Origin of the sequence: Kineococcus sp. NBC_00420 (assembly GCF_036021035.1) — a bacterium.
Taxonomy (GTDB): domain Bacteria; phylum Actinomycetota; class Actinomycetes; order Actinomycetales; family Kineococcaceae; genus Kineococcus.
In genome coordinates, this window is the sequence record NZ_CP107930.1 from 3,096,246 (window position 1) to 3,112,382 (window position 16,137).

At 72.7% G+C, this 16,137-nt stretch carries 21 protein-coding genes and 1 riboswitch; of the genes, 13 read left to right on the forward strand and 8 right to left on the reverse strand.

The features are described 5' to 3' along the window. Window positions 1-50: 50 nt before the first annotated feature. Window positions 51-614, forward strand: a complete 564-nt coding sequence (locus OG218_RS15240) for a TetR/AcrR family transcriptional regulator (protein WP_328294077.1) — start codon at window positions 51-53, stop codon at window positions 612-614. 6 nt (window positions 615-620) lie between these two features. Here the strand turns inward: OG218_RS15240 and OG218_RS15245 are convergent, their stop codons facing one another. Then, complete coding sequence (locus tag OG218_RS15245) at window positions 621-1,076, reverse strand: Lrp/AsnC family transcriptional regulator (RefSeq protein WP_328294078.1); 456 nt, start codon at window positions 1,074-1,076, stop codon at window positions 621-623. Between the two features lie 101 nt (window positions 1,077-1,177). Between OG218_RS15245 and OG218_RS15250 the strand changes: the two genes are divergently transcribed. Then, complete coding sequence (locus OG218_RS15250; RefSeq protein WP_328294079.1) at window positions 1,178-2,842, forward strand: alpha-keto acid decarboxylase family protein; 1,665 nt, start codon at window positions 1,178-1,180, stop codon at window positions 2,840-2,842. Between the two features lies 1 nt (window position 2,843). On the opposite strand, the gene OG218_RS15255 is transcribed toward OG218_RS15250, so the two are convergent. After that, window positions 2,844-3,596 carry an SDR family oxidoreductase gene (locus OG218_RS15255; protein WP_328294080.1) on the reverse strand — a complete coding sequence of 251 codons (753 nt, stop codon included), beginning with the start codon at window positions 3,594-3,596 and terminating at the stop codon, window positions 2,844-2,846. Between the two features lie 101 nt (window positions 3,597-3,697). Here OG218_RS15255 and OG218_RS15260 point away from each other — a divergent pair, with 101 nt between their 5' ends. Beyond that, a complete protein-coding gene (locus OG218_RS15260; protein WP_328294081.1) occupies window positions 3,698-4,534 on the forward strand; it encodes a helix-turn-helix transcriptional regulator in 837 nt (278 codons plus the stop codon). Here the strand turns inward: OG218_RS15260 and OG218_RS15265 are convergent. Further along, the gene (locus OG218_RS15265) at window positions 4,506-5,465 is read right to left on the reverse strand and encodes a DUF389 domain-containing protein (RefSeq protein WP_328294082.1); all 960 of its coding nucleotides are present in this window, start codon (window positions 5,463-5,465) and stop codon (window positions 4,506-4,508) included. The two genes, OG218_RS15260 and OG218_RS15265, sit on opposite strands and share 29 nt — an antisense overlap. A gap of 60 nt (window positions 5,466-5,525) precedes the next feature. Beyond that, window positions 5,526-5,592: riboswitch (guanidine-III (ykkC-III) riboswitch) on the forward strand. A gap of 10 nt (window positions 5,593-5,602) precedes the next feature. Between OG218_RS15265 and OG218_RS15270 the strand changes: the two genes are divergently transcribed. Continuing rightward, window positions 5,603-5,917 (forward strand): DMT family transporter, encoded by a 315-nt coding sequence (locus OG218_RS15270; RefSeq protein WP_328294083.1) that lies wholly within the window; start codon window positions 5,603-5,605, stop codon window positions 5,915-5,917. 28 nt (window positions 5,918-5,945) lie between these two features. Here the strand turns inward: OG218_RS15270 and OG218_RS15275 are convergent, their stop codons facing one another. After that, a complete protein-coding gene (locus tag OG218_RS15275) occupies window positions 5,946-6,485 on the reverse strand; it encodes an SRPBCC domain-containing protein (protein WP_328294084.1) in 540 nt (179 codons plus the stop codon). Between the two features lie 36 nt (window positions 6,486-6,521). After that, on the reverse strand, window positions 6,522-7,715 hold the full coding sequence (locus tag OG218_RS15280) for an MFS transporter (protein WP_328294085.1): 1,194 nt from the start codon (window positions 7,713-7,715) through the stop codon (window positions 6,522-6,524). A gap of 29 nt (window positions 7,716-7,744) precedes the next feature. On the opposite strand from OG218_RS15280, the gene OG218_RS15285 reads away from it, so the two are divergent. Beyond that, window positions 7,745-8,425, forward strand: a complete 681-nt coding sequence (locus tag OG218_RS15285) for a GntR family transcriptional regulator (RefSeq protein WP_328294086.1) — start codon at window positions 7,745-7,747, stop codon at window positions 8,423-8,425. A gap of 16 nt (window positions 8,426-8,441) precedes the next feature. On the opposite strand, the gene OG218_RS15290 is transcribed toward OG218_RS15285, so the two are convergent. Together OG218_RS15290 and OG218_RS15295 are read right to left on the reverse strand one after the other, a co-directional pair. Next, a complete protein-coding gene (locus OG218_RS15290; RefSeq protein ID WP_328294087.1) occupies window positions 8,442-8,870 on the reverse strand; it encodes an acyl-CoA thioesterase in 429 nt (142 codons plus the stop codon). A gap of 9 nt (window positions 8,871-8,879) precedes the next feature. Then, entirely contained in the window at window positions 8,880-9,470 is a 591-nt protein-coding gene (locus OG218_RS15295; protein ID WP_328294088.1) for a TetR/AcrR family transcriptional regulator, read from the reverse strand. Window positions 9,471-9,534: 64 nt separating this feature from the next. Between OG218_RS15295 and OG218_RS15300 the strand changes: the two genes are divergently transcribed. Further along, complete coding sequence (locus OG218_RS15300; protein ID WP_328294089.1) at window positions 9,535-10,401, forward strand: oxidoreductase; 867 nt, start codon at window positions 9,535-9,537, stop codon at window positions 10,399-10,401. A gap of 112 nt (window positions 10,402-10,513) precedes the next feature. Here OG218_RS15300 and OG218_RS15305 read toward each other — a convergent pair whose 3' ends face one another. Continuing rightward, on the reverse strand, window positions 10,514-11,695 hold the full coding sequence (locus tag OG218_RS15305; RefSeq protein ID WP_328294090.1) for a hypothetical protein: 1,182 nt from the start codon (window positions 11,693-11,695) through the stop codon (window positions 10,514-10,516). 249 nt (window positions 11,696-11,944) lie between these two features. On the opposite strand from OG218_RS15305, the gene ppk2 reads away from it, so the two are divergent. The 7 genes from ppk2 (at window position 11,945) to crcB (ending at window position 16,133) form a co-directional block, all read left to right on the forward strand. After that, window positions 11,945-12,802 (forward strand): polyphosphate kinase 2, encoded by an 858-nt coding sequence (gene ppk2 / locus OG218_RS15310; RefSeq protein WP_442906511.1) that lies wholly within the window; start codon window positions 11,945-11,947, stop codon window positions 12,800-12,802. Between the two features lie 187 nt (window positions 12,803-12,989). Continuing rightward, on the forward strand, window positions 12,990-14,207 hold the full coding sequence (locus OG218_RS15315; protein ID WP_328294092.1) for an inorganic phosphate transporter: 1,218 nt from the start codon (window positions 12,990-12,992) through the stop codon (window positions 14,205-14,207). A gap of 13 nt (window positions 14,208-14,220) precedes the next feature. Continuing rightward, window positions 14,221-14,520 (forward strand): hypothetical protein, encoded by a 300-nt coding sequence (locus OG218_RS15320; protein ID WP_328294093.1) that lies wholly within the window; start codon window positions 14,221-14,223, stop codon window positions 14,518-14,520. Between the two features lie 10 nt (window positions 14,521-14,530). Beyond that, window positions 14,531-14,845: a DUF3349 domain-containing protein gene (locus OG218_RS15325; protein WP_328294094.1), complete on the forward strand. Its 315-nt coding sequence runs from the start codon at window positions 14,531-14,533 to the stop codon at window positions 14,843-14,845. Window positions 14,846-15,019: 174 nt separating this feature from the next. Then, on the forward strand, window positions 15,020-15,364 hold the full coding sequence (locus tag OG218_RS15330; RefSeq protein WP_328294095.1) for a hypothetical protein: 345 nt from the start codon (window positions 15,020-15,022) through the stop codon (window positions 15,362-15,364). Further along, complete coding sequence (locus OG218_RS15335; RefSeq protein ID WP_328294096.1) at window positions 15,361-15,774, forward strand: fluoride efflux transporter FluC; 414 nt, start codon at window positions 15,361-15,363, stop codon at window positions 15,772-15,774. The genes OG218_RS15330 and OG218_RS15335 overlap by 4 nt, the downstream gene beginning before the upstream one ends. Next, window positions 15,771-16,133, forward strand: a complete 363-nt coding sequence (crcB, locus tag OG218_RS15340) for a fluoride efflux transporter CrcB (RefSeq protein ID WP_328294097.1) — start codon at window positions 15,771-15,773, stop codon at window positions 16,131-16,133. Before OG218_RS15335 ends, crcB begins: the two co-directional genes overlap by 4 nt. The last annotated feature ends 4 nt before the right edge of the window (window positions 16,134-16,137 follow it).

Consider the following 16,137-nt stretch of genomic DNA (forward strand, 5'->3'; position numbering starts at 1 on the left):
CCGTAGCCCCCGGCCCGACGCAAAGCAAACTTCTCTGCTACAACGGGGACGTGTCCAGTCAGACAGCTCTGAGCCGCCCCGGTGGTCGCAACGCCCGCGTGCTGGCCGCGATCTACGCGGCGGTCGGGGAACTCGTGGGCGAGGGCGCCGAGAAGGTCACCTTTCCCGTCATCGCCGAACGGGCCGGGGTCAACCCGACGACGCTGTACCGGCGCTGGGACGACGTCGGCGCGCTCCTCGAAGAGGTCGCGGTCGCCGCACTGACGCGCGAGGGCGAGTCGACGCCCGACACCGGAACCCTCGAGGGCGACCTCCTGGAGTGGGCGATCGTCATCGCCGACGACATCACCCGGCCCCACCGCGCCCGCTACCTGCGGGCGATGGTGGCCTCCCGTCAGGACGTCGTCGTGGACTGCCCGGTCACCGACCGGCGGCGCGAGCAGGCCGCGGAGGTCGTGCGCCGCGCCGTGGAGCGGGGTGAGACGGCACCGACGGTGGCCCAGGTCCTGGACCACGTCATCGCGCCGCTCTACTACCGCGTCGTCTTCGCGCTGGAGGTCGACCACGAGTACGCCCGGCGCGTGGTCCGCGACGTCCTGGCGATGGTGCGCTGAGCGCCCTCAGCCCAGCAGGTGGTCCATCCGGAACCCCAGCAGTTCCCGCAGCACGATCGAGGTCGAGGTCCGGCGGATCCCGCGGCAGCGCATGATGCGCTGGGTGATGTCGTAGACGTGGTCCGCGTCGCGCGCGGCGATCTGGATCATCAGGTCGGAGTCGCCCGAGATCCCGAGGCACTCGACGACCTCGGGGATGCCGGACATGTCCTCGACCATCCCCTCGAACTCGTCCTGGTCGACACCCGCTGTGACCAGCGCCCGCATCGGCAACCCCAGTCGCGCGGGGTCCAGCCGTGTGGAGTTGCGCCGCAGGCTGCCGTCCGCCGCGAGCCGCTCGAGCCGGCTGTGCACGGTGCCCCGCGCGAGGCCGAGGGTCATGGCGAGCTGGGCCACGGTGGCGCGGGGATCGGTGTCGAGGGCGACGAGGATGCGTCGGTCCGTGTCGTCCAGGGTGGTCACGTCGACCAGTCTAGGGGGAGGTAGCCGCCCGGGACTGGTCGGAACGACCAGTGGCGCGGGAGTCGGTTGCACGATCCGCCCGGTTGGCGTGTCATGCGGACATGACCACGACGATCAGCGTGGGCGGCTACCTCGCCCGCCGGCTCGAGCAGCTCGGCATCGGACACCTCTTCGGGCTGCCCGGTGACTTCAACCTCGCCCTGCTCGACGAACTGCTGGCCGCGGGCGGGTTGCGCTGGGTCGGGTCGGCCAACGAGCTGAACGCCGGCTACACCGCCGACGGTTACGCACGGTTGCGACGCGGGCCGTCGGCGATGGTCACGACGTTCGGGGTCGGGGAGCTGTCCGCCGTCAACGCCCTCGCCGGGAGCTACGCCGAGGACGTCCCCGTCGTGCACGTCGTGGGCCTGCCCCCGACGAGGGCGATGAGTGACGGTGCGCTGCTGCACCACTCCCTCGCGGACGGGGACTTCGGGCACTTCGTGCGCATCGCCGCGGAGGTGACGGCGTCCGCCGTCGTCGTGCGCTCGCAGGGGGCGGCCACCGCCATCGACCAGGCCCTGCTCACCGCGGTCGGCACCTCCAAACCCGTCTACCTCGGGATCCCCGCCGACGTCGCCGTGCAGCAGGTCTCGGCCGCTCCGCTGTCGCGGCCGTTGCGGGTGCTGCGCAGCGACGCCGGGGCGGTCGAGGAGTTCCGCGCCGCGATCGGCGAGTTCCTCGGGGACTCCCCGGAGGTGACCGTGCTGGCGGGACCGCGGTTGCACCGCCGTCGCCTCGAGGAGCTGGTCCGGGGGATCGCCGCGCAGAACGGGGTCCGGGTCGCGACGCAGTCGGCGTCGAAGGCGCTGCTCGACGAGTCCCACCCCGCGAACCTCGGGGTCTACGCCGGGAAGTTCACCCGGTCCGCCGACACCCGCCGCTTCGTCGACACGGCGCACCCGCTGGTCCTCGCCGGGGTGGTGATGACGGACTTCCTCACCGGCTCCTTCAGCCACGGCTTCGACCCCGACGCGGCGGTCGACCTGCAGCTCGACCACGCCCGCATCGCCGGGACGGCGTTCTACGGGGTGTACCTCGAGGAGTCGCTGCGCATCCTCGAGGAGGTGCTCGACGCGCGGTCGCCGCGCCCGGAGCCCCTTCCCCGACAGCAGGTTCCGGTGCTCGAGCCGCACGTCCCCGCCGAACCCGACGGGCCGCTGACCCACGCCGACCTGTGGCCCCTGCTGCAGCAGTGGCTGAACCCGGGGACGCTGCTCGTCGCCGAGGCGGGGACGTCGTTCTACGGGGCGCTGGAGCTCACGACCCCCGACAGCTGCGACCTGCTGGGGCAGCCGGTCTGGTCCTCCATCGGGTACACGCTGCCCGCGACCCTCGGCGCGATGCTCGCCCAGCCGGGACGCGAGACCGTCCTGGTCATCGGTGACGGTTCGGCGCAGCTGACGATCCAGGAACTCGGCCGGATCCTCGCCGAGGGGCTCACCCCCACGATCCTGCTCGTCAACAACTCCGGGTACACCGTCGAACGGGCGATCCGCAGCCCCGAGGCCGCCTACCAGGAGGTCGTCGCGTGGGACTGGACCAGGCTGCCCGCCGCGCTGGGCTCGCCGGGAACCCCGACGCACCGGGTCGCCACCCCCGCCGACCTCGTGGAGACGCTCGACAAGGTCCGCGCCGATCCCGACCACGCGGCGTTCGTCGAGCTGGTCCTGCCGCGCGACGACGCCCCGGACTCCCTCGTGCAGCTGGCCCGGAGCATCCGCTGACTCAGTGCACCGGGAAACCGGCGAGCACCTGCAGGAACCGCCCGTAGGTCCCCTGCGCCTCGGCGAAGCGGAACGGCTTCGCCTCGTCCACGACGACCTGCTCGACGTCGGGATCCTCGCGCAGGATCGCCATGACCCCGTCGAGGAAGGCCGGCAACGGCATCGCCCGGTCGTCGTCCTGCTGGCCGCCGAACTCCGTCCGGACGGCCGGCGGGACGATCTCGACGACGTCGATCCCGCTGCCCGCGAGCTGCACGCGCTGCGTCTCGGAGTAGGAGTGGATCGCGGCCTTGGTGGCGCTGTAGGTGGGGGAGGCCGGGAGCGGGACGAAACCCAGCCCGGAGCCCACGTTGACCACCGTGCCCCCGCCCCGGGTCGCGAAGAACGGCACGAACAGCGACGACATCCGCAGGGGACCGATGAGGTTCGTGGTGATGACGTCGATCGCCGCGTCGAGGCTCTCGCCCGTGCGGAGGTCCTCGTAGAGCGCGATGCCGGCGTTGTTGACGAGGACGTCGACGTCGGGGAAGCGGGTGGTCACGTCGTCGAAGGCGGCCCGGACCGAGTCGGGGTCGGCGACGTCTAGCTCGACGGCGGCCAGGCCCGGGTGGTCCTGGACGATCTGGTCGAGGAGGGCTGTGCGGCGACCCGCGACGACGACGGTGTTGCCCTCGCCCTGCAGGCGCTGGGCGAGGCCCAGGCCGATGCCCGCGGTGCCGCCGGTGATGAGGACGGTGCGTCCGGTGATCTTCATGTCCCCACCCTGCGCCCGCGGATCCCGTTGCGGGAGAGGACCGGTCATCCAGGGATCGGCGGTCCCTGGCTGCGCCGCGGCCGCGGAGCGAGGATGGTGGTGTGGACCGACCCGGACTCGCCGACTTCCTGCGCCGCCGCCGCGAGGCGCTGCGACCCGGCGAGGTCGGGCTGCCGCCCGGTGTCCGTCGTCGCGCGCCGGGGTTGCGGCGGGAGGAGGTCGCCGCGTTGGCGGGCATGTCCACCGACTACTACGCCCGCATCGAGCAGCAGCGCGGCCCGCAGCCCTCGGACCAGGTGGTGGCCGCGATCGCCCGGGCGCTGCGCTTCGACCTCGACGAGCGCGACCACCTGTTCCGCCTCGCCGGGCACCGGCCGCCCGTGCGGTTGCGCCGCGAGGAGCACATCGCCCCCGGGTTGATGCGGGTGCTGGACCGCCTCGACGACACCCCGGCGATGATCGTCTCCGACCTGGCCGAGACCCTGGTGCAGAACCGGCTCGCGATCGCCCTCCTCGGCGACCAGCGCCACCACGCGGGACCGGCGCGCAGCCAGTTCCACCGGTGGTTCACGGATCCGGAGGAACGCACGCACTACCCGGAGGACGACCACGAACGGCAGACCCGGCTGCAGGCCGCCGGGTTGAGGGCGGCGTTGTCCCTGTCGTCGGACGCCCGGGCGCGCGAGGTCCTCGAGGACCTCCTGCGGCGCAGCGCGGAGTTCCGCGAGGTCTGGGAACGCCACGAGGTGGAGGAGAAGACGGGAACCCGGAAACGTCTCGTCCACCCGCAGCTGGGGGTCCTCGAGGTCGACTGCCAGAGCCTGTGGACCGAGAACCGCGCGCAGGCCCTGCTGGTGTTCACCGGCGTCCCCGGTACGGAGGCGCAGGAGAAGCTCGACCTGCTGCAGGTCATCGGGACGCAGCAGTTCGCCCGGTGACCCCCCGACGGACCCGCAGCCACAGGTGGTGCTGCACCCGCAGCGTCACCACCGCGGCCAGCAGGATGCAGACGAGGTTCAGCACGAGTTGCCCCAGCGCGCCGAGCGCCGTCCCGTACTGACCGGTCACGACGCCCGCGGCGAAGTCGGCCGCCGCGGGAACCGTCGTCACGCTGATGAACACCCCCACCAGCGGTCCCGCCTTCGCCGACGTCAGGGACAGGGTTCCCGCGATCCCCGCCAGCACGGCGACGATGACGCTGAACGCGTCCGGGGAGGCGACGAACGACGTGAGCGGCCGGCGCCCGTCGAGGAACTCCTGCGGCACCAGCCCGACGAGTCCGAGCACGAACACCGCGGCCGCCGTGACCACCACGGCCAGCGGGAAACCCAGCGCGAGGGCCCGCACCGGTCCGGCGACGAGGTCGCGACGGCGCCGCACGATCGCCACGGCCAGGGCCGCGAGCGGGCCGAACTCCGGACCGAGGACCATCGCCCCGACGATGAGCACCTGCGAATCGGTCAGCAGGCCGACCGCGGCGATCAGCGTGGCGAGCACCAGGAACGCGTAGTACGAGGCGGAGCCGGTGGCCCCGCCGTCGGCGGCGTTCTCGACCTGCTCCCAGATCAGCGCGTCGTCACCCGCGCCGGGCGCCGCCTCCTCGGCCTCCTGGATGCGGCGGCCGAGGGCCGTGTCGACGGTCTCGAGCACGATCGACCCGGACTCCTCCAGGCCCAGCGCCTGCAAACCGTCGACCACGGCGTCCACCGCCTCGCGGGCGACGTCGGCCTCCAGCAGGTCACCGGGTGGGAGCAGGCAGGCGCCGACGTGCCGGACGACGTTGGTCACCCCCGCGTCGGCGCGCAGGACCTCGAGGGCCGCGGACGTGGTGGCCGGCGGGCAGATCAGCCGCAGGTGGAGGACGCTCACCCCGCCATGCTGCCGCAGCGCGCGGACTTGACCCCGGAGAGCGGGTGGGAGAACCTCGGAGGAGCGCCCGTCACCCGGGCGCCCGGACGAGCCCGCCGTACCCGGTCACGCGACAAGACGGCGGACGTGAGGTTCTCGTGTCCTGGATCGTGCTCGTCGTCTCCGGTGTGCTGGAAGCGGTCTGGGCCACCGCCCTGGGCCGCTCGGCCGGGTTCTCCCGCCTCGCGCCGACCCTCGTGTTCGCCGTCGCGCTGCTCGCCAGCACGGCCGGTCTGGCGTTCGCGATGCGCTCCATCCCCACCGGGACGGCCTACGCCGTCTGGGTCGGGATCGGCGCCGCGCTGACCGTCGGCTACGCGATGGCGACCGGGGCCGAGGCCGCGTCGCTGGCGAAGGTGGCGCTGCTGCTGGGCATCGTCGGCTGCGTGATCGGCCTGAAACTCCTGCACTGACCCCTGCCGGTCGTCAGCCGAGGCGGGTTCAGTCGAGGTGCGGGAGGTGGGCGGCGTAGGCGGCCCGCAGTTCGCGCAGGCGCAGGTCGTTCGCGGTGCCCCAGGCGGCCCAGTCGACGCTCCCGCCGTCGAGCGCGATCGCGAGCTGGTCGAGGTGCAGGTGCCAGGCGGCCAGCGACATCGGCACCCACTCGTCGTCGCCCTCGACGATGTTCGTCAGGCGCAACCGGGTGCGGGCCCGGAGGGCACCGACGTCGAGGGGTTCCAGTTCCCACCGCAGCCGGCCGTGCTCGGAGTTCGTGTGCTCCAGCAGGTTCGGGGCGTCCATGTCGACGATCTCGCCCGGCCACCACTCGAGCTCACCGGGAGGGCCCGTCAGCCACTCCAGCGAGAACTCACCACCGACCTGCAGGTCGGTCCGCAGGTCGGCCCACCACAGCCGGGTCAGGGCCGGGACGGTCAGGGCGGTCCACAGCGCGGCGACCGGGTGGTCGTAGTCACGGGCCAGGCGCAGGGTGGCGCGGTCTCCGCCGTGCAGGATCGCGTCGCCGATCGGTTCGATGCTCACCCCACCATCCTCGCGCACGGCGCCGTCCGCGGTCCGCTACCGGTGCTCGTCGTGGCGCGGGACGAGGGGCAACGCCGCCAGCGGGGCGAGGGCGACGAGCGCCATCGTCGAGGGGTACCCGACGGCGGTGACCAGCGCGCCGACCCCCGGCCCGACGGCGGAGGCGGCGAGGAACTGCCCGGTGTTCTGCAGCCCGAGGGCCTTGCCGGACCAGCGCGGTCCGGCGGCCTCGGCGACGGAGGTGAACGCGAGACCGTTGTCCGCGACGCTGACCGTCGAGGCCACCACGAGCACCGCGGCGATCGCCACCGGCCAGTGCGCGTACCCGACGGCGGCCAGCAGGGCCAGGACGACGACCCCGGACACCGCGACCCAGCGCAGGACGCGGACCCGGCTGCCGACCCGGTCGCTGAGGACCCCGACGACGATCCGGCCCAGTGCGCCGACGAACTGCGCTCCGCCGACCACGACCCCGGCGAGCGTCTGGTCCCAGTCGAGCCCGACGGTGAGCCACACCAGGCCGAAGGTCGACAGGGTGAACTGCGGCAGGACGAGCAGGACGGACACCAGGTGGATCCGCAGCAGGAAGTGGTTGCGGCGGTAAGGGTTCTGCGAGGCGGCGGCGTCGGTCATCGGTGCGCGCGGCGGGTTGCGGATCCCCGCCGCGCACACGACCGCCAGCACGGCCAGGACCCCGGCACCGAGCAGCAGCGGGGCGCCGATCCCCGCGGAACCCGCCAGCGGCGGCACGACGAGCGCCGCCACGGCCATCCCCAGGGGCTGGGACATCTGTCGCAGACCCATCGCGAGGCCGCGACGTTCGCGCGGGAACCAGCCGACGACGACGCGTCCGCTGGCGGCGTTCGTGCTGGCCGCGGCGGCTCCGCCGAACCCCAGGGCGAGCCCGAGGGGGAGGAGACCGGACGTGCTCGCCGCGACCGCGGCACACACCGCCGTGAGGGCCAGGCCGCCGGCGATGACCCAGCGTTCCCCGACCCGGTCGGCCAGGGCGCCCCACGCGACCAGGGTCAGGACCATGCCCAGGGTCGGCGCGGCGGCCAGGGTCCCGGCCTGCGTCAGCGGCAACCCGCGCTGCAGGTGGAGGAGGGGGATCAGGTACACCGGCGTGCTCACGAGGAGGGTCCCGGCCGCCTGCGCCGCGATCCCGAGGGTGAGCATCCGCCACGCGGCCGCGGGAACGCGGGGCGCTGCGGTGTACGTTTGTGGCATACCAAAACGGTATCCCACGAGGAGGCGACGTGTCGGACGGTCCCTACGAGACCCTGCGGGCCGCCGTCCTGGGGTTCGAGTTCGTGCCCGGCGAGAAGCTCAGCGAACGCGGTCTCGAGGAGTTCCTCGGCGCGTCCCGCACCCCGATCCGCGCCGCCCTGGTCCGGCTCGAGAACGAGGGCCTGACCGGGCGGGTGGGCCGCGGCTGGCGGGTCGCACCCATCGACCTCGCCGAGGTCCGGGCCGTCACCGAGCACCGCGAGGTCGTCGAGACCGGGGCGCTGGCCCTCGCCGTCGAACGCGCCACGCCCGCTGAACTCGCCGCGGTGCGGGCGCTCCTCGAGGCGGAACCCGTGGCCGACGACGAGGAGAGCGGCCTGCGGGGCGGCAGCGACTTCCACCTCGCGCTGGTGCGGTTGTCCCGCAACCCCTTCCTGGTGGAAGCCCTCAACGGGACGCTGACCCGGCTGGCCCGCACCCGCTGGCTGGAGGTGCGGACCGCGGCGTCGCGCGAACAGGCCCGGGCCGAGCACCGGGGGATCCTCGACGCCGTCGAGGCCCGCGACGCCGACCGGGCCGCGGAACTGCTCCGCGCCCACAGCCGGGGGACGGCGGAGCGGTTGCTCGCCCACCTGGCGCAGGAGCGGCGCCGGTTGCGCGGGCGGGGTTTCTCGATCGTCGAGAGTTCGACGGCACCGCCCGCGCTGTGAGCGGCGGTGAGCGTCCTCAGTCGGGCTGCATGCTGCTGGGGATCCGGTCCCGGTCGTAGGTGATCGTCGAGTAGCCGTGCGGCGCAGGCAGTCCGTCGGCGCCGAGGTTCACGAACACGATCTTCTCGATGGTCAGGATGCTCTGCCGGGTGATCATGTTGCGGACCTCGGCGCGCATCGTCAGCGAGGTGCGACCGAAGGCCGTCGCGCGCAGACCCATCTCCACGAGGTCGCCCTGCTGCGCGGAGGAGACGAAGTTGATCTCGGAGATGTACTTCGTGACGACGCTGCCGTTGCCGAGCTGGAGGATCGCGTAGATCGCGGCCTCCTCGTCGATCCAGCGGAGCAGGCTGCCGCCGAAGAGGGTGCCGTTGGCGTTGAGGTCCTCGGGGCGGACCCACTTGCGCGTCCGGAAGATGATCTCTTCCCCGTCATGTCCTGACATGAAGACAGCTTAGTGGGCTGTTCCGTCGACGAGGAGGAGCTGGATCGCGTCGTCGACGAGGGCGTCGCCGAGCTCCTGGGGGATCCGGTGGGAGGCGATCAGGGAGGCGACGCCCTGCAGGGTCGCGACGAAGAGGAGCTTCGTCCGCTGCCGGTCGGGTCCGCGGAAGCGGCCGGCCCGCAGGTCGGCGTCGAACAACGCGTCGAAGGTCGAGAAGAACGCCGCGGCGGCTTCCCGGACGCTCTCCGCGGCGTCTGCGCCCTTGGTGGAGAACATCAGCTCGAGCAGTCCGGCGTCGGTGACGGCGAAGCCGACGTAGGCCGCCGCCACGCTGCGCAGACGGTTGACCAGGTCGACGGGGTGGGCGGCGCCCGCCGTGGCGACGTCGTGGGTCAGTCGCACGAAGCCGCGTTCGGCGAGAGCGACCAGCAGGGCCTGACGGTCGATGAAGTGACTGCGCGGTGCGCCGTGACTGACGCCGGCCTGCCGGGCCAGCTCGCGCAGGGAGAGGTCCTCGACGCTGCCCTCGCGCAGGGTCCGTTCCGCCTGGTCCAGCAGGACCGCGCGGAGGTTCCCGTGGTGGAAGGGCTGGCGCGTCACGCAACCAGGGTAGCGGTGAAGTAGACGTTGACTATTTGACTAGACGCTGCCTAGTATCTTGTCTATGCCTACATCTGCGGCGACACCGCTCCCCGACCTCACCGGCCGCACCGCGATCGTGACCGGAGGCGGCAGCGGGATCGGCGCGGCCACGGCCCGAGCCCTCGCCGCCCGGGGCGCCCGCGTCGTGCTCGCCGTCCGGAACCGCGAGAAGGGGGAGCGGGCCGCCCGGACCATGCCCGGGCAGGTCGAGGTCCGGGACCTCGACCTGGCGGACCTGGCCTCGATCCGCTCCTTCGCCGCCGGCTGGGACGGGCCGATCGACCTGCTCGTCAACAACGCCGGGGTGTCCGTCCCCGACCTCCGGCGCACCGCCGACGGTTTCGAACTGCAGTTCGGCACCAACCACCTGGGCCCGTTCGCCCTGACGAACCTGTTGCTGCGCCACGTCTCCGGCCGGGTGGTCGCCCTCTCCTCCCAGGCCGAACGGATGGGGAGGATCGACCTCGACGACCTGGGCCTCGAGCGGACGAAGTACGTGGAGTCCCGGGTCTACGCGGCGTCGAAGCTCGCGAACCTGCTCTTCGTCACCGAACTGCAGCGCCGGTTGACCGCGGCCGGATCTCCCGTCCTCGCCGCCGCCGCGCACCCGGGCCTGGTGACGACGAGCATGACCACCGGGAGCGGCGGCGCGGTGACGAGGCTCCTGGTGCGCCTCCTGGCCCAGGACCCGGACCAGGGCGCCCTGCCCGTGCTCCTCGCCGCGACGGGAGACGTTCCTCCGGCCGCCTTCACCGGTCCCGAGCGGTTCGCGCACATGCGTGGCGGCGCGATGCTGATCGGACGGTCCCGGCAGTCGAAGGACCCCGTCCTGGCGAGCCGGTTGTGGTCGGCGTCCGAGGAGCTCACCGGAATCGGTTTCGGTCTCTGACCCGCCCGAGGCCGTGAGCACACTTCCTCGTGCGGAAGTTCACGCGCTCGGTCTCCATCCGTTCTGACCCGAGGGCGCGGTGGCGGGGCCGCGCACGGCCCCGCCACCGCTGTCAGCAGGCCGGTTCGACCGCCACCCGGGCGCCGGTGTCGACGTAGGTGTTGCCGCTGACGCGCAGCCGGCCGGGGGCGATGACGCCGCCGTACTTGCTGCCGTGACCGAAGCGGTTGTCGCGGAAGACGACGCTGGAGTCGATGTTCGCGCTGCACTTCACGTTCACGGAGAACGTGCCGCCGTCGAGGTAGTTCTTCTCGAACACGACGTCGCGCAGCCGCTTGGTCCCCGTCTCGGTGCCCAGCTGCACCGCGGAGTTCAGGAAGTCGTCGTCGCCCGCGGTCCGCGGGTCCAGGGTGTTGTGACGCACCAGGATCCGCTCACCGCTGGTGGACTGCAGGGCGTCGGTGTGGACGCCGTCGTGGCGCACCAGGGCGTGGATCCAGCTGTCGACCACGGTCACGTCGTAGCCCAGGCGCGGACCGTCCTGGGTGCCGCGCACCTCGACGCGGCGCAGGGTGTAGTCGCTCCAGCCGATGGCGTTCTCGGTGCCGCCGTCGCCGCCGTCGATCTCGGAGTCCTCCATGACGAAGCCCTCGGCGTCGGTCAGCGCCACCGCCAGCTGGCGGCCGTCGGTGCAGGTGACGCGGGACCGGCGCACCACGACGTCGGCGGCGCGGACGGTGAGGCAGCCCATGTCGAGGCCGCTGAGGACCGTGCCGGGCTCGGTGACCACCACGTCTCCGGTGCGGGTGAGGGTGGTGCCGGCGGGGACGCCGGTGGAGTCGGCGTTGGGCCAGCCGGCCGGGATGGCCGTCCGCGTCGCCGGCACCACGCGCAGGACCTTGAACACGGTCTGGGCGAGGTACTTGCCCTTGTAGAGCTTCGCGACGAGCGTGACCGAGCCGCTGCGGCCGCCGAGGTCCACGGTGGTGCGGGCCCGGTAGGTGCCACCGGCCGCCGTGCCGGCGCCGAGGGTCCCGACCGGGGTGGTGCCGACGACGTAGGTGCCGCGGTCGAAGGCCACGGGGGTGACGAGCTCGATCTCGACGTCCGTGGCCGGGATGCGGGCGTTGTTGACGGTGGTGCCGTCGTAGTTCATCACGGGCGCGACGGAGGCCTGGGCGGCCGGCGCGACACCGGCGCCCGCGGCCAGCGCGGCCAGGACGGCGGCGGTGGCCAGCAGGGCGCGGGGACGGCGGGGGCGGCGGGGGGTGGGGGTGGTGGCGGGCTGAGACACGGGGGATCCTCCGGGGGGTGAGGGGTGGTTCGTCGCTCCCTCTGGACATCGGGCCGGGCTTGAGAGCACTGGCTGCGCCGGTGGGGTGCCGGCGAACGGGTGACGTCCTGCAACGGAGCGCCGGGAGGCTACCCGGGACGTCCGACGCGACCTGTTCGCCGTGAGTTCACCGCCCGATCACCGGGCCGTCGACCGACGCGGGGCGGCCCGGGGTTGCATGCCGGCGTGCACCTGACCCCTGACCTCGGCATGACCGTTCGTGACGACGAGGACGAGCCCGAACTGCTGACGCCCGACGGCAGCGTCGTGGACACCTGGCGCGAGGACTACCCCTACGACGAGCGCCTCGGCCGCCCCGAGTACGACGCCGAGAAGCGGTTGCTCCAGATCGAGCTGCTCAAGCTCCAGCGCTGGCTCAAGGAGTCCGGCGAGCGCATCGTCGTGCTCTGCGAGGGACGTGACGCGGCGGGCAAGGGCGGCACCATCAAGCGCTTCATGGAGCACCTCAACCCGCGCGGGGCCCGCGTCGTGGCGCTCGAGAAGCCGAGCGAGCGCGAGTCCACCCAGTGGTACTTCCAGCGCTACGTCCAGCACCTGCCGGCCGCCGGGGAGTTCGTCCTGTTCGACCGCTCCTGGTACAACCGCGCCGGGGTCGAGCGGGTCATGGGGTTCGCCTCGGCCGCGGAGTACGACCGGTTCGTGACCCAGGCCCCGCTGTTCGAGCGGATGCTCGTCGACGACGGGATCCACCTGGTGAAGTTCTGGTTCTCGGTGACCCGGGCCGAGCAGCGCACCCGCTTCCTCATCCGCCAGATCGACCCGGTCCGCCAGTGGAAGCTGTCGCCGATGGACCTCGCGAGCCTGGACCGCTGGGACGACTACACCGCGGCCAAGGAGGCGATGTTCTCCACCACGGACACCGACTTCGCCCCGTGGACGGTGGTGAAGACCAACGACAAGAAGCGCGCCCGGCTCGCCGCCATGCGCCACGTGCTGGCGATGTTCGACTACGACGACAAGGACGCCGAGGTCGTCGGCGTGCCGGACCCGCTGCTCGTCGTGCACGCGCGGACGATCCTCGAGACGGACCGCCGCCCCGCCGCCTGAAGCCACCGGACCGGTGCACGGAGTCGCGCTCACGGGGGTCGCCACGACCACCGCGGGTGCGTCGCCGTGACCGTCCGTCCTGCTGGAAGGCCGGGTTCCCGACGCGGGATGAACGCCGCGTGAACTCTCCCGCCGGAGGGCCGAAGTGGCTTCTCGCGGGTCCTGCGGAGGGGCAGCCTTTCCCCTCGTGGAGACAGCAACGCTCATCCTCGTGCTGGTCGTCGTGGTGGCGCTCACCTTCGACTTCACCAACGGCTTCCACGACACGGCCAACGCGATGGCCACGTCCATCGCCACCGGAGCTCTGCCACCCAAGGTGGCTGTGGGCCTCTCCGGCATCCTCAACCTCGTCGGGGCGTTCCTGTCCGTCGAGGTCGCCCTCACCGTCTCGAACGCGGTCGTCAAGATCCAGGACAAGAGCGGTGCCCCCAAACCCGAACTGCTCGACGGCGGGGGCTCGGCGCTCCTGCTGATCGTCCTCGCCGGCCTCGTCGGCGCGATCGCCTGGAACCTGCTGACCTGGCTGATCGGTCTGCCGTCCAGCTCCTCGCACGCCCTCTTCGGCGGCCTGATCGGCGCGACCGTCGCCGGCCTCGGCTGGGCGGGCGTGAACTGGAACGGCGACGGCACCAAGATCGACGGCGTCGTGGGCAAGGTCATCATCCCCGCGGTCGCGTCGCCGATCCTGGCCGCGATCGTCGCGACCGTCGGCACCTTCGTCGTCCACAAGGTCATCTCGGGCGTCGCTCAGCGCTTCACCGACCAGGGGTTCCGCTGGGGCCAGATCGGCTCCGCCTCGCTGGTGTCGCTGGCGCACGGCACGAACGACGCGCAGAAGACGATGGGGGTCATCACCCTCGGGCTGATCGCCTCCGGCCACTGGTCCAGCACCGAGTCCATCCCGTTCTGGGTCAAGGTCGCCTGCGCCCTCGCCATCGCCTCCGGGACCTACCTCGGCGGCTGGCGGATCATCCGCACCCTGGGCAAGGGCCTCATCGAGATCACCCCGCCGCAGGGCATGGCTGCCGAGACCGCGTCCGGCGCGGTCATCCTGATCTCCAGCCACCTGGGCTTCGCGCTCTCCACGACCCACGTGACGACCGGCTCGGTGCTCGGCGCCGGCGTCGGCAAGCCCGGTGCCGTCGTGCGCTGGCGGGTCGCCGGCCGCATGGTCATCGCCTGGGTGACGACCATCCCGGCCGCCGGGATCGTCGGGGCCCTCATGTGGTGGATCGGCCACGCGCTGGGCGGCGGCGCCGTCGGCGCGATCGTCATCACCGCGATCCTGGTCGCCTTCACGCTCGTCGTGATGCGCCACTCGCGCAAGAACCCGGTGCACGCCGGCAACGTCAACGACGAGTGGGAAGCGAGCGAGGGTGCCGACCGCACCCCCGCCGCGGTCTGAGGGGAACAACGACATGGTCCAGAACCTGACCCTCGTCGGCGACGCGCTGTGGAAGATCCTCCTCGTCGCCCTCGTCCTGGGCGCCGGCCTGCCGGTGCTCTTCTCCGCCGGTGTGCGCTCGCTGGCCTACGGGGCGGGTGGCTCGGCCGAGACCAGCCACGCACCCGGACACCCGATCGGGAAGGTCCTCGCGGTCGTCTGCTTCGCGATCGTGATCCTGGCCGTCGCGCTCGGCATCACGTTCATCGTGGCCAGCGGGTTCGGCAAGGCGCTCAGCTTCGAGCACGTCTTCCCGACCATCGTCGACAAGTGACGGGACAGCCATGACCTCCAGCTCCACCAACCTCGCGACCCGCGTCGTCGACTGGCTGCGCGCCGGGTACCCGGGCGGCGTCCCGCGCCAGGACTACGTGGCCCTGCTCGGCCTGCTGCGCCGCAAGCTCACCGACGAGGAGGTCCACTCCATCGCCGCCGAGATCGTCGGTCTCGCCCGGCAGGGCGAGGTCATCACCGTCTCCGACGTGGAGCGCCTCATCAACGAGGCCACCCTCGACGAACCGGCGACCGCCGACGTCGCCCGGGTGTCCTCGCACCTGGCCGCCGGTGGCTGGCCGCTCGCGGACTACCCCCGCGACTGAACGACTCCGCCCCCGACGCCGCACCCCCTCGACGGGGGTGCGGCGTTCGTCGTCCAGCGCACGGTCCCACGGCGCGGTCCCACCGCACGGGCCCACCGCACGGGCCCACCCACACGGACCCGGCGCGGGCACCCGGTGTTTGCCCCGACGTGATCTCCCAGGCACACTCCCGCCGTGACCCCCACGCGCGACACCGGGACCGTGCTCAACGACTGGTTCGAAGGGCTCGACGTCGAGGACACCGATGAGGCCTTCTTCTGCCTCCGGACGGGCGCCTACTCCCGCAAGCTGCTGACGTCGCTGCGGCGGGTGCTGGCCCCCGCCACCGCCACCCGGCACGGGCTCGACGACCCGCACACCGCCGCCCCGGGCGATCCGCTGAGCGCCAGCGTCCAGACGTTCCTGCGCCAGCACCTGCTGGCCGGGGAGACCGCCGACCTCTGCGCGGTCCAGCACCCGTTGCCCCTCCAGCGGCGGCGGACGACGGCCCTGCGCGACGTGCGAGGCTGCCGTCCGTGAGCACGCCCGAGGCGCCGCCGCACCGTGATCCGCGGCTCCTCGTGCTCGTCGGCGCCGGCGGCGCGGTGGGGACCGTGGCCCGCTGGGCCGTCTCGGCCGGCGTTCCCGTCGTGTCCGGGTGGCCGCTCGCGACGCTCACGGTGAACCTCCTCGGGTCCTTCGCGCTGGGCCTGCTGCTGGAGTCCCTGCTGCGACGGGGACCGGAGACCGCCGCGCTGCGTCGCCGGCGCCTCGGGCTCGGGACGGGGTTCTGCGGCGGGTTCACGACGTGCTCCAGCTTCGCCGTCGAACTGGACCGCCTGGTCAGCGGGGGGCACCCGGCGACCGCCCTCGGCTACGCCGCCGTCAGCCTGCTCGGCGGCCTGGTCGCCGTCGTGCTCGGCATCGCCTGCGCGGTGCGGACCCGGTGATCCTGCTCCTCGCCCTGGCCGGCGGTCTCGGCGCCGCGGCGCGGTTCGCCCTCGACGGGGAACTGCGCGCCCGGCGTCCCTCGGAGTTCCCGTGGCCGATCCTGCTCGTCAACGTGCTGGGTTCGCTCCTGCTCGGGTTCCTCACCGGTCTCGTCCTCGACGGCGCGGACGAGCGGTGGCACCTCGTCCTCGGCGTCGGGTTCTGCGGCGGCTTCACGACGTTCAGCACCGCGATGGTCGACACCGTCCGGCTGGCGCAGCGGGGGGCGGTGCGCTCGGCGACGCTGAACCTCGTCGGGACCCTGGCGACCACCGTCGTCGCGGCCGCCTTCGGGTGGGGACTGGCCGTCCTCCTGTAACCTC

Coding starts and splice junctions, on each gene's coding strand:
- OG218_RS15250 (WP_328294079.1), top strand. CDS start 1,178: ATGACCACGACGATCAGCGTGGGCGGCTACCTCGCCCGCCGGCTCGAG.
- OG218_RS15255 (WP_328294080.1), bottom strand. CDS start 3,596: ATGAAGATCACCGGACGCACCGTCCTCATCACCGGCGGCACCGCGGGC.
- OG218_RS15280 (WP_328294085.1), bottom strand. CDS start 7,715: ATGCCACAAACGTACACCGCAGCGCCCCGCGTTCCCGCGGCCGCGTGG.
- OG218_RS15290 (WP_328294087.1), bottom strand. CDS start 8,870: ATGTCAGGACATGACGGGGAAGAGATCATCTTCCGGACGCGCAAGTGG.
- OG218_RS15300 (WP_328294089.1), top strand. CDS start 9,535: ATGCCTACATCTGCGGCGACACCGCTCCCCGACCTCACCGGCCGCACC.
- ppk2 (WP_442906511.1), top strand. CDS start 11,945: ATGACCGTTCGTGACGACGAGGACGAGCCCGAACTGCTGACGCCCGAC.
- OG218_RS15320 (WP_328294093.1), top strand. CDS start 14,221: ATGGTCCAGAACCTGACCCTCGTCGGCGACGCGCTGTGGAAGATCCTC.
- OG218_RS15325 (WP_328294094.1), top strand. CDS start 14,531: ATGACCTCCAGCTCCACCAACCTCGCGACCCGCGTCGTCGACTGGCTG.